The 18,168-nt window shown below is 65.0% G+C and carries 18 protein-coding genes; 11 read left to right on the top strand and 7 right to left on the bottom strand.

From position 1 onward, the window contains the following. Together XF30_RS09845 and XF30_RS09840 are read left to right on the top strand one after the other, a co-directional pair. Positions 1–161 (top strand): EamA family transporter (locus XF30_RS09845; RefSeq protein ID WP_146207788.1); only part of this gene is annotated, 161 nt, incomplete at its 5' end. 97 nt (positions 162–258) lie between these two features. Further along, positions 259–1,236 carry a Bug family tripartite tricarboxylate transporter substrate binding protein gene (locus tag XF30_RS09840; protein ID WP_035998887.1) on the top strand — a complete coding sequence of 326 codons (978 nt, stop codon included), beginning with the start codon at positions 259–261 and terminating at the stop codon, positions 1,234–1,236. A gap of 120 nt (positions 1,237–1,356) precedes the next feature. Here XF30_RS09840 and XF30_RS09835 read toward each other — a convergent pair whose 3' ends face one another. Beyond that, positions 1,357–3,042: a methyl-accepting chemotaxis protein gene (locus XF30_RS09835; protein WP_035998883.1), complete on the bottom strand. Its 1,686-nt coding sequence runs from the start codon at positions 3,040–3,042 to the stop codon at positions 1,357–1,359. Positions 3,043–3,296: 254 nt separating this feature from the next. Here XF30_RS09835 and XF30_RS09830 point away from each other — a divergent pair, with 254 nt between their 5' ends. From XF30_RS09830 to XF30_RS09810, 5 genes are all read left to right on the top strand, one after another. Continuing rightward, positions 3,297–4,340 carry a C-terminal binding protein gene (locus tag XF30_RS09830; protein ID WP_109142542.1) on the top strand — a complete coding sequence of 348 codons (1,044 nt, stop codon included), beginning with the start codon at positions 3,297–3,299 and terminating at the stop codon, positions 4,338–4,340. Between the two features lie 86 nt (positions 4,341–4,426). Beyond that, positions 4,427–5,767: an ABC transporter substrate-binding protein gene (locus tag XF30_RS09825; RefSeq protein WP_057028022.1), complete on the top strand. Its 1,341-nt coding sequence runs from the start codon at positions 4,427–4,429 to the stop codon at positions 5,765–5,767. Between the two features lie 141 nt (positions 5,768–5,908). Beyond that, positions 5,909–6,865: a carbohydrate ABC transporter permease gene (locus XF30_RS09820; RefSeq protein WP_035998865.1), complete on the top strand. Its 957-nt coding sequence runs from the start codon at positions 5,909–5,911 to the stop codon at positions 6,863–6,865. Then, positions 6,858–7,757 (top strand): carbohydrate ABC transporter permease, encoded by a 900-nt coding sequence (locus XF30_RS09815; protein WP_035998862.1) that lies wholly within the window; start codon positions 6,858–6,860, stop codon positions 7,755–7,757. The genes XF30_RS09820 and XF30_RS09815 overlap by 8 nt, the downstream gene beginning before the upstream one ends. A 141-nt stretch (positions 7,758–7,898) precedes the next feature. After that, a complete protein-coding gene (locus XF30_RS09810; RefSeq protein ID WP_036022051.1) occupies positions 7,899–9,254 on the top strand; it encodes an esterase-like activity of phytase family protein in 1,356 nt (451 codons plus the stop codon). Positions 9,255–9,314: 60 nt separating this feature from the next. Here XF30_RS09810 and XF30_RS09805 read toward each other — a convergent pair whose 3' ends face one another. The 6 genes from XF30_RS09805 to XF30_RS09780 all read right to left on the bottom strand — a co-directional run bounded on the left by XF30_RS09805 (position 9,315) and on the right by XF30_RS09780 (position 14,741). Further along, entirely contained in the window at positions 9,315–10,142 is an 828-nt protein-coding gene (locus XF30_RS09805; RefSeq protein ID WP_074447707.1) for a TonB family protein, read from the bottom strand. After that, positions 10,142–10,582 carry a TonB system transport protein ExbD gene (gene exbD, locus XF30_RS09800; protein ID WP_035998845.1) on the bottom strand — a complete coding sequence of 147 codons (441 nt, stop codon included), beginning with the start codon at positions 10,580–10,582 and terminating at the stop codon, positions 10,142–10,144. The genes XF30_RS09805 and exbD overlap by 1 nt, the downstream gene beginning before the upstream one ends. A 2-nt stretch (positions 10,583–10,584) precedes the next feature. Beyond that, complete coding sequence (gene exbB / locus XF30_RS09795; RefSeq protein ID WP_109142541.1) at positions 10,585–11,361, bottom strand: tonB-system energizer ExbB; 777 nt, start codon at positions 11,359–11,361, stop codon at positions 10,585–10,587. Positions 11,362–11,384: 23 nt separating this feature from the next. Then, positions 11,385–11,900 (bottom strand): heme utilization cystosolic carrier protein HutX, encoded by a 516-nt coding sequence (gene hutX, locus XF30_RS09790; protein WP_035998840.1) that lies wholly within the window; start codon positions 11,898–11,900, stop codon positions 11,385–11,387. 24 nt (positions 11,901–11,924) lie between these two features. Next, on the bottom strand, positions 11,925–12,260 hold the full coding sequence (hmuQ, locus tag XF30_RS09785; protein WP_035998838.1) for a heme-degrading protein HmuQ: 336 nt from the start codon (positions 12,258–12,260) through the stop codon (positions 11,925–11,927). Positions 12,261–12,347: 87 nt separating this feature from the next. Then, positions 12,348–14,741: a TonB-dependent hemoglobin/transferrin/lactoferrin family receptor gene (locus tag XF30_RS09780; RefSeq protein ID WP_109142540.1), complete on the bottom strand. Its 2,394-nt coding sequence runs from the start codon at positions 14,739–14,741 to the stop codon at positions 12,348–12,350. 262 nt (positions 14,742–15,003) lie between these two features. On the opposite strand from XF30_RS09780, the gene XF30_RS39100 reads away from it, so the two are divergent. Genes XF30_RS39100 through XF30_RS09760 form a run of 4 tightly spaced genes read left to right on the top strand, consistent with a single transcriptional unit; the run spans position 15,004 to position 18,057 of the window. After that, a complete protein-coding gene (locus XF30_RS39100; RefSeq protein WP_035998834.1) occupies positions 15,004–15,210 on the top strand; it encodes a hemin uptake protein HemP in 207 nt (68 codons plus the stop codon). 5 nt (positions 15,211–15,215) lie between these two features. After that, a complete protein-coding gene (locus tag XF30_RS09770) occupies positions 15,216–16,166 on the top strand; it encodes a heme/hemin ABC transporter substrate-binding protein (protein WP_109142539.1) in 951 nt (316 codons plus the stop codon). After that, the gene (locus XF30_RS09765; RefSeq protein ID WP_109142538.1) at positions 16,163–17,248 is read left to right on the top strand and encodes a FecCD family ABC transporter permease; all 1,086 of its coding nucleotides are present in this window, start codon (positions 16,163–16,165) and stop codon (positions 17,246–17,248) included. Before XF30_RS09770 ends, XF30_RS09765 begins: the two co-directional genes overlap by 4 nt. Then, on the top strand, positions 17,245–18,057 hold the full coding sequence (locus XF30_RS09760) for a heme ABC transporter ATP-binding protein (protein ID WP_109142537.1): 813 nt from the start codon (positions 17,245–17,247) through the stop codon (positions 18,055–18,057). Before XF30_RS09765 ends, XF30_RS09760 begins: the two co-directional genes overlap by 4 nt. Positions 18,058–18,168 lie beyond the last annotated feature (111 nt).

The raw sequence follows: 18,168 nt of genomic DNA, 5'->3' as shown, positions 1-18,168 counted from the left end.
CGAACCGGGCGGCGCCGTTCTTCCATTTGGTGCCGGTGTTCGGCTCGGCGCTGGCGATCGTGCTGCTGGGCGAGAAGCTCCAGCCGTTCCACCTGATCGGTTACGCCCTGGTGCTCGCCGGAGTCGTGCTTGCATCGCGGCGGGGCTCGGCGATGACATAATTCCGCGCGACGGACGCGGTCACGACCTATAGCCATCTTCCGATTCCCCTTTGGACAAGCTAGGTTCCCCGCCAACCAAAAAGAGGGAACGACCGACATGATTTCAGGGCTGATTCGAAACCTGCGGACCGTCGCCGCGGCCGCGCTATGCCTCACGGCAGCATCCACCGCTCACGCCGACACCTATCCCAGCCGCAACATCACGCTGGTGCTGCCCTTCGCGGCCGGCAGCGGCACCGACACCACGACGCGACTGATTTCGCAGCATCTGTCGCAGGCGCTCGGCGTTCCCATCGTGATCGAGAACAAGGCAGGGGCCAACGGCATGCTTGCCGCGACCTATGTCGCGAAGGCTGCTCCCGACGGCTACACGCTGCTGGTGACGACCAACACTACGCATTCGGCCAATCCCTATCTGCTCAAGAGCCTCACTTACGATCCGGTCAAGGATTTCACCCCGATTGCCCGCACCGGCGATCTGCCCTTCATGCTGGTCATCAATCCCGAGGTGCCGGCCAAGACGGTCGGAGAGCTGGTGGCCTATGGCAAGGCCAATCCGGGCAAGCTGAGCTACGCCTCGGGCTCCTCGGCGGCGATCGTGTCGGGCGCGACCTTCGCGCACAATGCCGGGCTCGACCTGCTGCACGTGCCCTACAAGAGTTCGCCGCCGGCGCTCAACGACGTCATGGGCGGCCGCGTGTCGATGATGTTCGTCGACATCCTGACCGGCCTGCCCCATGTCAACGGCAACGCGCTGCGCGCGCTCGCCGTCACCACCAAGAACCGCACGCCGCTGGTGCCACACCTGCCCTCGATGCAGGAGGCCGGCGTGCCGGACTTCGACATCACGTCCTGGCAGGGCTATTTCGGCCCGGCCGGCATGCCGAAGGAGATCGTGACCCGGCTCAACACCGAGATCCGCAAGATCATCGAGAACCCGGAGATCAAGGCCAAGCTCGCCACGCTCGGCATGGACGCTTTTTCCGGCACGCCGGAGCAGCTCGGCACCTTCGTGAACGAGCAGCTGGTGCTGTGGGAGAAGCTGATCGCCAACGCGAAGATCGAGAAGCAGTAGTACGGTCTCGTAGGGTGGGCAAAGCGCAGCGTGCCCACGAAGAGTCGCACCGTACTCAAAAAGAAAAGGTGGGCACGACGCTTCGCGTCTTTGCCCACCCTACGAATTCAGCGCAAGAATTTACGCCGCGCGGACCTTGGCGAGGAAGCCGTCGACGGCATCGCGCAGCGCGCCGGACTGGGTGTCCAGCTCGCGGGCGTTGGTGAGCACATCGCTGGCCGCGCTGCCGGTCGCTTCGGCGGCCGAGGTGACGCTGCCGATATGGGCGTTGATTTCACTCGAGCCGGCCGCGACCGACTGGATGTTGCGGGCGATCTCGCGCGTCGCCTCGCCCTGCTGCTCGATCGATGCGGAAATGCCGGCGGTGATCTCGCTCATCTCGGCGATCGTCTGGGTGATGCCGGAGATGGCCGACACCGCGTCGCTGGTCGAGGTCTGCATCGCCGCGACCTGGGCGGAGATCTCCTCGGTCGCCTTCGCGGTCTGGTTGGCGAGCGCCTTGACCTCGGAGGCGACCACGGCGAAGCCGCGGCCGGACTCGCCGGCACGCGCCGCCTCGATGGTGGCGTTGAGCGCGAGCAGGTTGGTCTGCGCCGCGATCGAGTGAATGAGCTTGACCACCTCGCCGATCTTCTCGGCACCGGTGGAGAGCTCCTGCACCGTGGCGTTGGTGCGCTCGGCATCGCTGACGGCACGGCTCGCAACTTCAGTCGAGCGCGTTACCTGGCGGGAGATTTCCGCAACCGAGCTCGACAGCTCTTCGGCAGCGGCCGCAACGGTGCCAACATTGCCGGACGCCTTCTGCGAGGCGGCACCGACGGTCGCCGCGCGCGAGGAGGCATCGCTGGCGGTCGCGGTCATCGATTGCGCCGTGGTCTGCATGCCGGCTGCGGCCGAGGAGACCGAGCGGACGATGCCGTTGACGCTGCGCTCGAAATCGTTGGCGATCTCCTCCATGGCGCTGCGGCGATCCGCCGCGGCGCGTTCCTTGGCGTCCGCGTCGGTCTTCTCGAGGTCGCGGATGCGGATCGCGTTGTCCTTGAAGATCTGCACGGTCGATGCCATCGCGCCGATCTCGTCGCCACGACCGACGCCGGGGATGTCGCCTTCGAGCTTGCCGTCGGCCAGCTCCCGCATCCGGGTGCCGAGCAGCCCGAGCGGAGCACTGATGCTGCGGCCGATCATCCAGGCGACGCTGCCGGCAACGATGACGATGCCGAGCACCGCCAGGCCGAGCAGCCAGTAGACCGGACCCATCTTGGCGTCGATGTCATCCAGATAGGCGCCGGTGCCGAGATACATATCGAAGCCGGGGACCGCGACGGCGTAACCGATCTTGCGGATCGGCGTTTCCTGGCCGGGCTTCATATATTCATAGTGAAGCAGGATCTCGCCGTTGGCCTTGACGCCGTTCATCAATTCCAGCGACAGCTTGCGGCCGTTGGTCACGACGTCCATTCGGTTGGTGCCGATCACCTTCGGATCGGGCGCAAGCTGGGTGAGACCGTCATAGGACGTGCCGAACAGGTAGCCGGCACCCTTGTCATAGGTCATCGCGTTGCCGTAGCGGCGAAGCTCGGCCATAGCGGCGTCCTTCGTCATTTCGCCGGCATCGACGCGCTTCTTCAACGCGGCGGCATAGTTGCGCGCCAGCTCGACGATCGCCTTGGCCTGGTCGATGCGCGCATTCACCATCTCGCGCTTCATCAGATAGCCGGCGAGAACTCCGGAGATGCAGAGGCCGAACAGCGTGACTCCAACGAGAATGCCAAGCTTCGGGGCGATCTTCAGATTGCTCAACTTCACGGGGTTAGCTCCGGCAATATTGGGGTACGGGCGCATGACGAGATCGATCAAATTCGAATCAAGTCTTAGTGGCGGAGCCCTTAGCAAGTTACTTACGCACCTCCGTAGAAGCCCGGGGCTTGCACGGAAAAACGGAAATATACCTCGCCCGCAACAACCGTGAATTGTACGCACTTGCCCGAATTTCGCGTAAAAGACGCAAAGGCCCGCTCGTCGAGGCGGACCACGACAAGAAACCAAATCGGGAGCAGAGAATGCCGAAATACAGGGTGGTGACGCCGAAGGGTGCGAGCTTCACGGTCGCCGGCAGCGATTATTCCTATGAGCGCGAGGCGCTCGATCCGATCGATGCCGAGATCGTCGAGGGGCCCGCCGACGAGGCGGGGTTCATCGCCGCCGCGAAGAATGCCGACGCGATCTACGCCAAGGGCATCCCGATCACCAAGTCGATCATCGACGCGCTCGAGAGCTGCAAAGTGATCACGCTCGGCTCGGTCGGCGTCGACAGTGTCGACGTCAAGGCCGCCACGGCCCGCGGCATTCCGGTCACCAACATTCCCGACACCTTCATCGAGGAGGTCGCCGACCACGCCATGATGCTGCTGCTCGCCGGCTTCCGCCGCCTGGTCGAGCAGGACCGCATGGTGCGCGACGGCCGCTGGGCCGAGGGCCGGCCGGCGCTGCTGAAAATCCCGAGGCTGATGGGCCAGACGCTCGGCTTCATCTCGTTCGGCCGGGTTGCGCGTGCGGTCGCGAGACGCGCCGCGCCTTTCGGCCTGCGCATGATGGCCTACGATCCCTTCATCCAGGAAACGCTGATGTACGAACACGGCGTGATCCCGGCGACGCTGAACGAGGTGCTGTCGCAATCCGACTTCGTCTCGATGCATGCCCCGGCGCGGCCCGAGGTGCATCACATGCTGACCGAGAAGCACTTCCGACAGATGAAGAAAGGCTCGATCTTCATCAACACCGGCCGCGGTGCCACCGTGGACGAGGAGAGCCTGATCAAGGCGCTGCAGGAGGGCTGGATCGCGCACGCCGCTCTCGACGTGCTGGAAAAGGAGCCGCCCTCGCACAACAATCCCCTGCTCGGCATGGAGAACGTGACCCTGACCGCCCATGTCGCCTCGGCCTCGGCACGGTTCGACGAGGCGCGCAAGCGCCGGGTGGGCTACGAATTGTCACTGGTGCTCCAGGGCATGTGGCCGGTAAGCTGCGTCAATCCGTCGGTGCTGCAGAACACCGCGCTCCGCCGCTGGCAGCCCGTCAGCATGGACCGCGGGCCGAACAGCTAGGCGGGCGGCGCAGCAAGCGCCCACGACCGAAACGGCCCTTCACCGGCGATCAACGCCGGGAAGGGAGACATCATAGGGAGGTACTGATGAGGAACGACATCACACGTCGTGATGCCTTGGCGCTGGGCCTGTCCGCTGCAACGCTCGCGGCCACCGGTGCTGCAGCGCAAACATCCGCTATCAAGGCTGCCGACGTCCCGGCACCCAAGCGCGAGATCGAAAAGGGCGCGTCCTTGCGCATGCTGCGCCCGGTGCGCTTCGTCCAGGCGGACGAGGACGTGTTCCGCGCCAATGCGGCAAAGTTCACCAAGGACACCGGGGTCGAGGTCAAGGTCGACTTCGTCGGCTGGGAGGACATCAACCAGCAGACCGCGGTGACCTCGAATTCCGGCGCCGGCCCCGATATCATCATCGGCTTCTCCGACGCGCCTCACATCTACATCGACAAGCTGATCGAGCTCACCGACGTCGCCGACTATCTCGGCAAGAAGTACGGCGGCTGGCTGCCGCTGGCGCAACGCTACGGCAAGAAGAACAAGAGCGAGTCCTGGATCGGACTGCCGTTCGGCGCCACCGCAGGTCCCCTGATCTACCGCAAGTCGGTCCTGCAATCGGTCGGCTTCGACAAGGTTCCGGAAGATCATGCCGGCGTGCTCGACCTCTGCCGCAAACTGCAAAAGGCCGGCAAGCCGGCCGGCTTCGCACTCGGCAACGCCAAGGGCGACGGCAACGGCTTCGCCAACTGGGCGCTGTGGTCGCACAACGCCTCGCTGCTCGACGAGGAAGGCAACGTCACCATCAATAGCAAGGAGACGATCGCCGCACTGAACTGGGTCAAGGAACTGTATCCGACCTTCATCGCCGGCACGCCGTCCTGGAACGACGTCAGCAACAACCGGGCCTATTCCTCTCAGGAGATCGCGCTGACGGCCAACGGCGTCTCACTGTACTTCTCGCTGAAGAACGATCCGGCCACCAAGGCCATCGCCGAGGACAGCGAGCATCAGCTGCTGCCCAAGGGCCTCGCCAAGGTCTCGCCGATGGCGGGCCTGACGCTGAACGCCATGGTGTTCAAGCACAGCCCGTACCCCAATGCCGCCAAGGCCTTCCTGCAATACATGCTGGAGAAGGACCAATACGAGCCGTGGCTCAACGCCAATTCCGGCTATTGGTCGCAGCCGCTGGCCGCCTATGCCGAGGCCGCCGTGTGGTCGCAGGATCCGAAGGTGAGCCTGTTCAAGAACACGATGAACAGCACTTACTATGACGGCTACAAGGGGCCGATCTCGACGGCGACCGGCGCGGTCAGCGCCGATTACGTGCTGATTCAGATGTGCGCCTCCGTCGCCACAGGCGCCGCCACGCCGGAGGCCGCGGCCGCCGAAGCCGAGCAGCGCTGCAAGCGCTACTTCCGGCGACAGCGGTAGAGCGACGACGACAGAGCCGCCGTCATTGCGAGGAGCACTTGCGACGACGCAATCCAGACGATCACTGCGGAGACAGACTGGATTGCTTCGCTTCGCTCGCAATGACGGTGTCGTGACACTTCAGACGGGACAAACCAATCTATGTCCGTGACCACCCTCTCCTCCCACGCACTGGCGCAACGACAGCCGAACTGGATCGTGCGCCTGTTCGACTACAAGCCGTTCCTGATCGTGATGTGCCTCGCGCCCGCGCTCGGGCTGCTCACGGTATTCCTGACCTACCCGCTCGGCCTCGGCGTCTGGCTCGCCTTCACCGACACCACGATCGGCCGTCGCGGCATCTATGTCGGGATCGAGAATTTCCAGTACCTGCTCACGGATCCCTTGTGGTGGAACGCGGTGTTCTACAGCGTGTTCTACACGGCCGTGGCGACCTTCGGAAAATTCGCGCTCGGCTTCTGGCTCGCCCTGCTGCTCAACAACCATTTCCCGTTCAAGAGCCTGCTGCGCGCCATCGTGCTGCTGCCCTGGATCGTCCCGACGGTGCTGTCGGCGCTGGCGTTCTGGTGGATCTACGATCCGCAGTTCTCGATCATCTCGTACCTCTTGGTCGACGTTCTGCATTGGCGCGACAGCAATATCGACTTCCTCGGCTCGCCCTGGCCGGCGCGGTTCTCGCTGATCGCCGCCAACATCTGGCGCGGCATTCCCTTCGTCGCGATCTCGCTGCTGGCGGGCTTGCAGACCATCTCGCCCTCGCTCTACGAGGCCGCGATGCTGGACGGCGCCAGCGCCTGGCAGCGCTTCCGCTACATCACCTTCCCGATGATGCTGCCGATCCTCGCCATCGTCATGACGTTCTCGATCATCTTCACCTTCACTGACTTCCAGCTGGTCTACGCCATTACCCGCGGCGGTCCGGTGAACTCGACGCATTTGCTGGCGACGCTGGCGTTCCAGCGCGGCATCGCCGGCGGCGAGCTCGGCGAAGGCGCGGCGATCGCGGTGTCGATGATCCCGTTCCTGGTATTCGCGACGCTGTTCTCCTATTTCGGCCTGGCGCGCCGCAAATGGCAGCAGGGAGAGGCCAATGACTGAAACCGTCGCGCAATCGACCGTCGCGGACGCAAAAGCGCCGCCCGACACCATGGCCTGGGATTCCGGGCTGCGGCGGCTGATGATGATCTACCTGCCGCTCGGCTGCTTCGTTCTGATCCTGCTGTTTCCGTTCTATTGGATGGCGATCACCTCGTTCAAGCCGAACGCGGAGCTGATGAACTACCGGGACAACAACCCGTTCTGGATCTCCTCGCCGACCCTGGCGCACATCAAGCATCTGTTGTTCAACACCGCCTATCCGCAATGGCTGAAGACGACGATGCTGGTCGCGATCGGCTCGACCACGCTGTCGCTGATCGCGTCGACGCTGGCGGCCTACGCGATCGAGCGCCTGCGCTTCCGCGGCAGCCCCTATGTCGGCCTCGGCATCTATCTCGCCTATCTGGTGCCGCCGTCGATCCTGTTCATTCCGCTCGCCACCGTGGTGGTGCAGTTCGGCCTGTTCGACTCGCCGCTGGCCCTGATCCTGGTCTATCCGACCTTCCTGGTGCCGTTCTGCACCTGGCTCCTGATCGGCTATTTCAAGTCGATTCCTTACGAGCTCGAGGAATGCGCGCTGGTCGATGGCGCCACGCGGCTGCAGATCCTGCGCCGGATCACGCTGCCGCTCGCGGTGCCCGGGCTGATCTCGGCCGGCATCTTCTCCTTCACGCTGTCCTGGAACGAGTTCATCTACGCGCTCGCCTTCATCCAGAGCGGCGCCAACAAGACGGTGCCGGTCGCGATCCTGACCGAGCTCGTCACCGGCGACGTCTATCAATGGGGTGCGCTGATGGCGGGATCGCTGCTCGGCTCGCTCCCGGTCGCGATCTTCTACTCGCTGTTCGTGGATTACTACGTCTCTTCGCTGACGGGTGCGGTGAAGGAGTAGCCCCGCTCTCTCGTCCCCCTCTCCCCGTTCTCACGGTCTGCAGGCGGGGAGAGGCGAAGAGCGCTGCGGCCTTTGGCCCGGCTTCACAATACTGCAACATGCGATCCGCATAAGCGTTGCGTCCGCCAACAGGAGACGCACATGCGCGCGACTTTTCTTTGCACCGTCGCCACGATCATCCTCACCGCGAGCACAGCGCTCGCGCAGAGCGAGGGCGAATTCCCCGCCAAGCTCGCCGGCCACGCGGTGATGCCCGCCGAAACCTTCATCGAGGCGCCGGCTGATGCCCCCGCCGATCTCAAGGCGGCGGGCAAATATACCACCGGCAAGCGGGTCGACGCGCTCGGCACCGTGATGGGCAAGTCCTTCGAGCGTCCGACCGGCGTGTCGCTGCCGTTCAAGGGCCAGCCGCTGCAAGGCCATTCCGGCATCAAGACCATGCCCGACGGCACGTTCTGGGTCCTCACCGACAACGGCATGGGCGCGCGCGCCAACTCGCCGGATTCGATGCTGTACCTCAACCGCTACAAGATGGACTGGGCCAGCGGCAAGATGGAGCGGCTGGAGACCATCTTCCTGCACGACCCCGACAGACGCGTCCCCTTCCGCATCGTGCATGAGGACACCCAGAAGCGCTATCTCACCGGCTCCGATTTCGACACCGAAGGTTTCCAGATTGTCGGCGACACCTTCTGGATCGGCGACGAGTTCGGCCCCTATGTCCTGAAGGCGGACAAGTCAGGCAAAATCCTCGGCGTGTTCGATACGGTCGCCGACGGCAAGCCGGTGCGCTCGCCCGACAATTGGGCGGCGGGGACGCCGGCCGCGCCGGGCGCGACCTACACCAATGTCAATCTCCGCCGCTCCAAGGGCTATGAGGGCTTCGCCGCGTCCAAAGACGGCAAGTTCCTCTACGGCCTGCTCGAGGGACCGCTGTGGGATGCCGACAAGAAGGACTGGGAGAAGGTCGACGGCAAGGAAGCCTCGCGCATCCTCGAATTCGACGTCGCCGCCGAGAAATTCACCGGCCGCTACTGGCATTATGTGTTCGAGCAGAACGGCAACGCCATCGGCGACTTCAACATGATCGACCAGGCCTCCGGCCTCGTCATCGAGCGCGACAATGGCGAGGGCACCGCCGACAAGGCCTGCCCGCAAGGCCAGCGCGGCGAGAACTGCTTCCCCGACCTCGCCAAGTTCAAGCGCGTCTACAAGATCGAGCTGACCGACGCCAATGTCGGCAAGCCCGTGCGCAAGATCGGCTATATCGACCTGATGAAGATCAGGGATCCCGACAAGAAGGCGCGGAAGCCGCTCAACGACGGCGTCTACACCTTCCCGTTCTTCACCATCGAGAACGTCGATCGCGTCGACGACACCCACATCATCGTCGGTAACGACAACAACCTGCCGTTCTCCTCCAGTCGCGATCCCAACAAGGCCGACGACAACGAGTTCGTGCTGCTCGAGGTCGCGGATTTCCTGAAGGCGAAGTGAGGCGAGGCTCGCTCTCTCTCCCTCCCGCTTTTCCGCGGGAGGGAGAGTCATTGCCCATGGCTACTTCCCGAAAATCACCGGGACGTTGATGGGTATGGTTGCATAACTGATCTCGGCCGGCACCGGCGGGAATGGTTGGGCCTGGCGCACCATGGCCATCGCCTGGGCATCGAGCGCTGCGACGCCCGAGGAGCCGCCGAGGCGGCTGGACAATACCTGACCGTTACGGCCGAGCGTGAAGCTCACCTTGACCACGCCCCTCTGGCCATTCGCGCTCGTCGGATACTGGTGGAAGCGCATGAGATGCGCGCGGACGCGCTGATAATAGGTCGCCATCGCAGACGCGAGCGAGCCGGCATTGACGGCAGAGGCCAGCGGAGCCTGCCGCTCCGCGCGCGGCGGTGCGCTGGTGCGCGGCGCCGGAAGGGCATCCGACGGCTTCCGGGCGTCGAGGCGGACCGCCTTGGGCTTCGCCGGGGCGGGCTTCTCCACGGGCACAACTTTCGCGGGCTCGGGCTGCGGCGGGCTCGGCTCGAGCTTCTGTTCCGGTGGAGCCAACACCTCCGGCCGCTCCTGCGGCGGTGTCGGCGGGATCATTTCCTCGACAGCCTGCTGCTGCACCGGCTCGGGCGGTGACGCATCCGCCTGCTGCATCATCGGTCCCGGCGCGATGTCCAGCGGCGTTGACTGCGGTGCCGACGTCTCCGGCGTCATGTCGATCAGGATGGCCGGCATGTTGACGCCCTCGTCCGGCACCTGCTTCAGCCAGTTCATCGCAAGCAGCGCGGCGCCGAGATGCAGCGCCACGATCATCGCCGCCGAGGCGCCCCAGCGCGCGCCCTCCCGCTCGTCAAGCGGCTGATGCAAGGCAAAGGCGTTCGCTGCCATCAGCTGCGTCCGTCGAGCCCGACGAGGGCGACCTTGAGATAGCCGGCGTTGCGCAGGGTGTTCATCACCTCCATCAGGTCGCCATAGGAGACGGCCTTGTCGGCGCGCAGATAGATGCGCTCGTCCTTGCGGCCCTTGGTGGCGGCATCGAGTGAGGTGCTGAGCCCGTCGCGAGCGACGATATCCTCACCCACGGCGATCGAAAGGTCCGGCTTGACGGTGACGAAGACCGGCTTGTCGGGCCGCGGTGCCGGCTCGGCGGCGGTCGCCGGGAGATCGACGCCGATGTCGACGGTGGCGAGCGGTGCGGCCACCATGAAGATGATCAGGAGCACCAGCATCACGTCGATGAACGGCGTGACGTTGATCTCGTGGGTGACGTCGAAATCCCTCGTCTCGCCGCGCGAGCCGAGCTTCGATGTTCCGAGCTTGACGGCCATGGCTACTCCGCTGCCCGCGCCAGACGGAAATGGCCGTGGTCGCGCTGGCGGCTCACCAGCAGCATGAGCTGCGCCGAGGCGTCGCCGAGCAAAGCGCGGTAATTGGCAATGCCGCGGACGAGGTGATTGTAGATCACCACCGCCGGAATCGCGGCGACGAGACCGAGCGCGGTCGCGAGCAACGCTTCGGCAATGCCGGGCGCGACCACCGCCAGACTGGTGGTGTGGCTCTCGGAGATGCCGATGAAGGAATTCATGATGCCCCAGACGGTGCCGAACAGACCGACGAACGGCGCGATGGCGCCGATGGTCGCGAGCACGCCGGTGCCGCGCGCGATCTGCGTGGACATCGCCGCCTCGACCCGCTCCAGCCGCAACGCGACGCGCTCCTGCAGGCCGTCGTCGAGAATGCCGCCGGAGAGCTCGGCCTCCCTGGCGCAGGACTGAATCAGCTGCGCGACTGCGTCGCGGGCGTCGCCGGTCCGCGCGGATGCCTCGGCCAGCGTCATGTTGCCTTCGAGGGTGCGCGTCCGCTGCAAGGCGAGCGAGCCCTTGCGACGCAGCTCGATGGTCTTGGCGAGCCAGACCGTCCATGTCGCCAGCGAGGCAACGGCAAGCCCGACCATCACGACCTTCACGACGATGTCGGCACCGAGGAACATGCCCCAGGGCGACAGATTACGCGGCAACAGCGCCGCGTCGATCGCAAAGGCCGGCGCCGGCACGAGCGCCAGTGCGATTGTGAGGATCACGTGCCCTAGCGTGGAATTGCTCTGCATGCTGATCTCCCGACAAATGGAAGTTACGCCGAAAGCTTCGCCGCGATCCGGTCCGCGAGCCGCCGGAACCGCGCCAGCTGATCCGCCCGCAGCGCCCTCGTCTCGTCGCGGCCGACGAAGACCTTGAACATGATGCCGCCGTCGGCGTTCACGAAGGCGACGAAGGCCGAGGACTTGCCCATGAAGGGCCGCTCGACGAAGGCAATTCCCGCGCAGCGCTCGTGGCGGAGATGGCCGTGCAGGCCCTTTGGCTGCATCAGGTTGAAATAGCCGCGGCCGATCTCGCCCGCGGGAATGGTCCCGGTGAACTCGAAGATCGCATCATCGGTGTGGACGATCAGCGTGACCTCGCCCCATTCCGCGATGTCCTGCATGGCGGCGGCAAAATGTTCGCCGCTCCCGATGCGCACCATTGACGGCGGCAACGCCTCGATCACCGCGCGCGGCGTGGCGCTGCGCTCGCGCGCGACGTCCTCGATCACGGCACCCGGATTGTCCGCCATATGCGCCTTGAGGTCGGCGAGATCGGTGCTCAGCATATCTGGCTCCACAACCCCGGCGCCTCAAGCGGCCGCGCTCGCCTTGCGCTCGGTCATGATGACCTCGAAACCTTCGAACTTGGGGTGACCGAGATAGAGGCTCTCGCCGGTCTTGTTGTCGGCGCGCGCATGAGCGCGGCGGAATTCCTCCGAGCGCGTCCAGGCCTCGAAAGCCGCCTTGTCGACCCACACGGTATGCGAGGAATACAGCGTGTGGTCCTCGGCGACCGGCCCCTTGAGCAGATGGAATTCGACGAACCCCGCCATGCTGCCGAGATAGGACTCACGGGTCCGCCAGACGGTTTCGAACGCGGCTTCCGAGCCGGGCTTCACCTGGAAGCGATTCATGGCGATGAACATTCGACTTTTCTCCTGTGACTTGTAGATCGGCAATTGCCGACCGGATATTTCAGAACGGGTCGAAAGGCATAACCTGCGGTGTCTTCCTCAGGTGCCGCCAAAGTGGTATTTGAGACCTCCCTTGATCACGAGCCCAGCGCCGGCGCTCGCCCACTTCACGTCGTTTTGCGTGTCGCCCGTGCTACCGACCGGAATGGCGTACGGACGATAGTAGCGGTTGAAGAGGTTCTCGACGGAGAAGTTGAGCGTGAGATCGGGCGTCGGGTGATACTGTGCGTAAAGATTGACGAGATCGTACGACGTCGCGGGCGTGTAGGTCCTGGGGATGTCGTAGTTGGCGATTGCCGACGTCCACATCATCGAAAGGATGAGGGTGCGGTCGAGCAGACGCACGCCGGCCGTCGTCGTGATCTTCTGCGGCGGAATGCTGTAGAGGCCGAAGCCGGTCTGGAGATTCTTTCCGCTCTGATAGGTCCCGGAGAGGCCGAAGAACCACAGGTTCGCGTCATACATCGCCTCGGCCTCGACGCCTTGAATGAGCGCGGACGCCACGTTTTGATACTGCAGGAACGGGAGCACCGTGATCGACGGTGCCGGTGGCGGCCCGGTCGGGACCACGAGCGGGTTTCCGTAAGCGACCTGATCGATGAAGTCGCTGATGTCGTTGCGGAACACGTTGATCTTGCCGCGCAGCGTGTCGCCCGCCGTGAACAGATCGTTCTTCTTGATATTGAAACCGATCTCCTTGTTCTTGCCGACCTCGGGGCGCAGGTTTGGATTGGGCACGAAGCAGAAGGTCGAGTCCGCGCCCGGTCCCGGCGTGCCCGACGGACAGCGGAAGAACGAGTCGTTGACCGTCGCGCCGGCATGTGGCCCGCTCACCAGCGTCTCCGTGATCGAGGGCGCCCGATAGCCTTCCGCGTAGCTGGCATAGGGGGTCACGACCGCGGTCGGAACGAGAGCAATGGTGATCTTCGGCGAGAGGCGATCGCCGCCCGACGATGAGGACGCCGACGAAAGCTGATAATTGTCGTAACGGAGCGCACCGATCACCTCGAGCATCGAGGTGTAGTTCGCCCTCCACTGCACGAAGCCGCCAGACACCGTGCGCTGGCCGCCCGGCGTAGTCACTTCGCCGGTACCCGTCCTATCCTGGGTAGATACTTTGTCCTGGAACGCATCCAGACCGTAAGTCACCGCGTGGCGCCAGCTTCCCGTTTCGAAGCGTGTCGTGTTGTGCACGTCGATACCGATCGTATCGAGCAGATATCCGCGGTTGCTCCCGATGCACCCCGAAACGGCATTGCCCGGCACGCCACCGCAATAAACTGACGGCGTCGTGGTGGTGTGCCTGGTCTTAGTCTGGTCGTTCTCGGTGCGATTCCAGTAGATCTTCGCATCCCAGTCGAACCACTGATCATCCGGCTGCGAGTATTTCCAGCCGAGCGTCGTGGTGTAATTCTTCACGTTGGAGGCGTAGATGGACGTGCCGTTCAGATTGTTCGTGCCGTTCGCATTGGTCGAATTGGGATCGCCGGCGCGTCGCGGCGGCTGGCCCAGGCTGTAGATGTCTTCCTGAAAGATGGCGCCGAGCTTGACCTCGTGGCCGTCCGCCGGCCGCACCGTCAGCTTGGCGATGCCGCTGCTGAGCCGATTGCCGGTATTGGCGACCTCGAAGCCGGTGCCGTCCTTGTAGCTCTCCTGCGTCGAATAGGTGCCGCCTGCGAACACGTCGACATTCGGATTGACGTGCACGCCGCCGAAGGCCGAGCCGAGTGCGCGACCATAATTGCTGCCAAGGATAGTCTTGACATCGACGCCCCAGCGCTCGCCCACGCGGACGACATCCTCGATGTCCTTGGTGCGGAACGAGGCCACGCCACCGATCGCGCCGGAGCCGTAGATGTTCGCGGTCGGGCCGCGCACGATGTCGATGCCGCTGATCAGCTCCGGATTGAGGAAGAAGGAGCCGTTGGCGAAGTGGCCTGTGCGCTGATAGTTCTGCCGCGCGCCATCGACGACGACAGCAACGCGGCCGAAATCCTGCAGGCCGCGAATGTTGATCGAGGTCGACGGCTCGTCGCCGCGATTCTGGACCCATACGCCCGGCACATTATAGATGAGGTCACCAACCGTGCTGGCCTGACGTCCCTCGATCTGCGCCGAGGTCACGACGCTGACCGGTGCCAGCGCATCCACGGCACGCTCCTCGGTCTTCGTTGCCGCGACCGTAATCGCATCGAGCGTTTGCACCGGCGCTGCGCCGCCGGCCTGGGCGCGGGCGTTCATCACCTCCGGCGCGGCCTGCTGCGCAACTTGCGGCGCCTGCTTGCGCTTGGCCTGCTTCGGCCTATCCGACGACGCGTTTTCACTCTGTGGCGATGCGGTCTGCGCGAGACTGCCCTCCGCCGTCATTGCCGCAATTGAAACCACCGACGCGCCCAAAATCAGGGCGCGCGAATACCTAGCCCCGTCAGCCATATCAGCCCCAGCCTGCACTTCACTTTAGTTTTTGATGTCGTCTGGCTGGCGCGCGCTCGCAACGCGAGCGACTGGCTGGCTGATTGTCCCAAGAGGCGGGCGAGTTCCCCGCCGTCAGAAATGGTTACGTGGCAACACTCTGACGGTCAATGACATCGGGTTACAGTTTATATCGATTGTAAACTGCGATGGTTGGAATGCGCTTGGCGCCACCTGTACAAACGGGCGGTACTCCAGCTTTCGAAAGCGCATCACACCGACAATGTCAGCCACATCAGGAGACAGCAGCGGCAGCGCGGCAGGACGGGCACAAAGCCCTTCTGCAGCAACGCGAACTCTCACCATGCGCGGCAGCCGCATCGATAGCCGCGAGCTGTTTGCCGCCGAGCGCGAGATCATCATTGCGCATGGCGAGGACAGCTATCGTCTCCGCCTGACCTCGCAGAACAAGCTGATCCTGACGAAGTAACTGCAATGACATGTTGCCGCACCCTCGCCCGTCTCCTGCTCTCCGGCGGACTCGCGTTCGCGTCTGCTGCGCACGCCGCGGGCATCACCGTGCATGACGCGCGCAATCGCGACGTCACTGTTACCGATTTTGCCCGCACGGTGTCGATCGGCGGCGCCATCACCGAGATCCTCTATGCGCTGGGATTGGAAAGCCGGCTGGTCGGCGTCGACACGACGAGCCTCTATCCGGCGGCGGCACTGCAAGACAAGCCGAATGTCGGCTACGTGCGCCAGATCTCGGCCGAAGGCGTGCTCGGTCTCAACCCGACGCTGATCCTGGCGATCCAGGGCTCGGGCCCGCGCGAGACCATGGACATCCTGGAGACGGCGAAGGTGCCGCTGGTGCTGGTGCCCGAGACCTTTTCCGAGGAAGGCCTGATCGAGAAGATCAAGCTGGTCGGCCACGCCATGGGCGTCGATGCGCGTGCCGAATGTCTCAGCGCCGCGGTCGGCGCCGATCTTGCACAGCTCCGTGCCCTGCGCGCCAAGGTGACGAAGCCGGTGCGGGTGATGTTCGTGATGTCGCTCCAGAACGGGCGGGCGATGGTGGCGGGCCACAAGACCGCGGCGGATGAGATCATCCAGCTCGCGGGCGCGGCCAACGCGGTCGAGGATTACGACGGTTACAAGGTCATCAGCGACGAGGCGATCGTGGCCGCAAAGCCCGATGTCGTGCTGTCGATCGAGCGCGGCAAGGATTCGCTGCAGGCCGATGCAGTCTACACGCACCCCGGCTTTGCGCTGACGTCGGTCGCGGCCAACAAGAGCTTCATCACCATGGATGGGCTTTATCTGCTCGGCTTCGGGCCGCGCACCGCGGCAGCGGCGCGCGATCTCTCAGTCAAGCTCTATCCGGCCTTGGCCGAGGGCGGCGCGTTCGCGTCGGCGCTGTCGACGGCGAATTGCCGGCAATGAGCGTGGCCGCCGGGATCGAAACACGGAGCCCGCGACACAGCGCGGGACGGCGAGCAGCATCGTTCGCGATTCCCCTTCTGCTCGTGGTGCTCCTGGTCACCGCGATCGCCGCTCTGACGGTCGGCGCCGCCGGCATCCCGCTCTCCCGGCTGCCAGCCGCGCTGGGCTTGGCCGGCGAAAACACGGCCATGACGGCCCGCGACCAGCTCGTGCTGTGGTCGATCCGCATTCCCCGGATCGCGGCGGCGGCGATGATCGGCGGCCTGCTTGCCGCGGCCGGCGCGATCATGCAGGGGCTGTTTCGCAACCCGCTCGCCGATCCCGCCCTGGTCGGCGTCTCCAGCGGCGGCGCGCTCGCAGCCGCGAGCGCGATCGTCTTCACCGATTCCCGCTTCGGCGAGGCGCTGCGCTTTCTCCAGACCGAGCTGTTGCCGCTCGCGGCCTTCGCGGGTTCGCTGGCGACCACCACAATCCTCTACGGCATCTCCAGCCGCTCGGGACGCACCTCGATCGCGATCTTCCTGCTCGCCGGCGTCGCCATCACCGCGATCGCCAATGCGGGCATCGGCCTTCTGGTATTCATCGCCGATGACCGTCAGCTGCGCGACATCACGTTCTGGATGCTGGGCTCGATGAGCGGCGCGACCTGGACCAAGGCCGCCGTGCTCGCGCCGGTGCTCATTGCCGGACTCGCAGGCTGCGCCTTCATCGCGCGCGGCCTCGACCTGCTGGTGCTCGGCGAGGCCGACGCCTTTCACGGCGGCGTCGACGTCGAGCGCCTGAAGCGGATCTCGATCGTGATGGTCTCGGCCATGACCGGCGTCGCGGTGTCGATCAGCGGCGTGATCGGCTTCGTCGGCATCGTCGTGCCGCATCTGCTCCGTCTCGTGATCGGCCCGGCGCATCGCCTGCTGTTGCCGGCCTCGGTGCTGTCAGGCGCGATCCTGATGGTCGGGGCCGACACGCTGGCGCGCACCATCGTGGCGCCCGCGGAGATGCCGATCGGCATCCTGACGGCGGCCGTCGGCGCACCCGTCTTTCTCTTCATCCTGCTGCGGCAGCGCGGGCTCGCCGCGCTATGACCGCAGTGCTCGATGCACGACACCTAGGCAAGCGCGCCGGCCGCGCGACATTGCTTGACGGCGTCGGCCTAACGGTTGCGGCCGGCGAGATGATCGCCATCATCGGCCCGAACGGCGCCGGCAAGTCGACGCTGCTGCGGCTGCTCTCCGGCGATCTCCGCCCGAGCGCCGGCGAGGTGCGGCTCAAGCAGCGCGACATCGGCAGCTTCGCGCCGCGCGAGCTCGCCGCGCGCCGTGCAATGCTGTCCCAGCACATCAACGTCACCTTCCCCTTCACCGTCGAGGAGATCGTGCTGATGGGCGCGGGCGAGCGCAGCTTGCGCGAGGCCGGCCCGCTCGTCGACGCCGCGCTGGACGAGGTCGGACTGTCGCATTTCCGCGAGCGGCAATTGCCGACGCTGTCGGGCGGCGAGCAGCAGCGCGCTCATTTCGCCCGCGTGCTGGTGCAGCTCGCCTGCGGCGAGGCCAAGCACGGCCCCGGGCTCTTGCTGCTGGACGAGCCGACATCGAGCCTCGATCTGCGTCACCAGATCGACCTCGTCGAGGCGGCGCGCCGCCGCGCGGCAGCCGGCACCGCCGTGATCGCGATCCTGCACGATCTCAACCTCGCGATCCGCTTTGCCGACCGCCTGGTCGTGCTGGCCGGCGGCAGGCTCGCCGCGGACGGTCCGCGCGCCGAGGTCGTCACGCGGGAGAGGATCCGGGATATTTTCGAGATCGACGCGGACGTGCATCAGGTTGACGGCGTGCCGTATGTGCTGCCGCAGTCGATGCGGGCTGCGGGGCAAGCTGAACTGCCGCCACGGTGAAGGTGCGCTCCCTCGCCCCGTTCTTACGGGGAGAGGGGTGGGGTGAGGGGCCTCTCTCCACACGCGAGATGGTCGAGAGACCTGTACCCCCTCACCCGGATTGCATCTTCG

This window comes from Bradyrhizobium sp. SUTN9-2 (assembly GCF_003122645.1).
Taxonomy (GTDB): Bacteria; Pseudomonadota; Alphaproteobacteria; order Rhizobiales; family Xanthobacteraceae; genus Bradyrhizobium; species Bradyrhizobium yuanmingense.
The sequence above is the reverse complement of the archived record's forward strand: the minus strand, read 5'-3'. Positions and strand labels throughout refer to the sequence as shown.

What these genes read in the sequence shown, in the direction of transcription:
- XF30_RS09840 (WP_035998887.1), top strand. Translation starts at nt 259, where the DNA reads ATGATTTCAGGGCTGATTCGAAACCTGCGGACCGTCGCCGCGGCCGCG.
- XF30_RS09830 (WP_109142542.1), top strand. Translation starts at nt 3,297, where the DNA reads ATGCCGAAATACAGGGTGGTGACGCCGAAGGGTGCGAGCTTCACGGTC.
- XF30_RS09825 (WP_057028022.1), top strand. Translation starts at nt 4,427, where the DNA reads ATGAGGAACGACATCACACGTCGTGATGCCTTGGCGCTGGGCCTGTCC.
- XF30_RS09820 (WP_035998865.1), top strand. Translation starts at nt 5,909, where the DNA reads ATGTCCGTGACCACCCTCTCCTCCCACGCACTGGCGCAACGACAGCCG.
- XF30_RS09815 (WP_035998862.1), top strand. Translation starts at nt 6,858, where the DNA reads ATGACTGAAACCGTCGCGCAATCGACCGTCGCGGACGCAAAAGCGCCG.
- XF30_RS09810 (WP_036022051.1), top strand. Translation starts at nt 7,899, where the DNA reads ATGCGCGCGACTTTTCTTTGCACCGTCGCCACGATCATCCTCACCGCG.
- XF30_RS09805 (WP_074447707.1), bottom strand. Translation starts at nt 10,142, where the DNA reads ATGGCAGCGAACGCCTTTGCCTTGCATCAGCCGCTTGACGAGCGGGAG.
- exbD (WP_035998845.1), bottom strand. Translation starts at nt 10,582, where the DNA reads ATGGCCGTCAAGCTCGGAACATCGAAGCTCGGCTCGCGCGGCGAGACG.
- exbB (WP_109142541.1), bottom strand. Translation starts at nt 11,361, where the DNA reads ATGCAGAGCAATTCCACGCTAGGGCACGTGATCCTCACAATCGCACTG.
- hutX (WP_035998840.1), bottom strand. Translation starts at nt 11,900, where the DNA reads ATGCTGAGCACCGATCTCGCCGACCTCAAGGCGCATATGGCGGACAAT.
- hmuQ (WP_035998838.1), bottom strand. Translation starts at nt 12,260, where the DNA reads ATGTTCATCGCCATGAATCGCTTCCAGGTGAAGCCCGGCTCGGAAGCC.
- XF30_RS09780 (WP_109142540.1), bottom strand. Translation starts at nt 14,741, where the DNA reads ATGGCTGACGGGGCTAGGTATTCGCGCGCCCTGATTTTGGGCGCGTCG.
- XF30_RS39100 (WP_035998834.1), top strand. Translation starts at nt 15,004, where the DNA reads ATGTCAGCCACATCAGGAGACAGCAGCGGCAGCGCGGCAGGACGGGCA.
- XF30_RS09770 (WP_109142539.1), top strand. Translation starts at nt 15,216, where the DNA reads ATGACATGTTGCCGCACCCTCGCCCGTCTCCTGCTCTCCGGCGGACTC.
- XF30_RS09765 (WP_109142538.1), top strand. Translation starts at nt 16,163, where the DNA reads ATGAGCGTGGCCGCCGGGATCGAAACACGGAGCCCGCGACACAGCGCG.
- XF30_RS09760 (WP_109142537.1), top strand. Translation starts at nt 17,245, where the DNA reads ATGACCGCAGTGCTCGATGCACGACACCTAGGCAAGCGCGCCGGCCGC.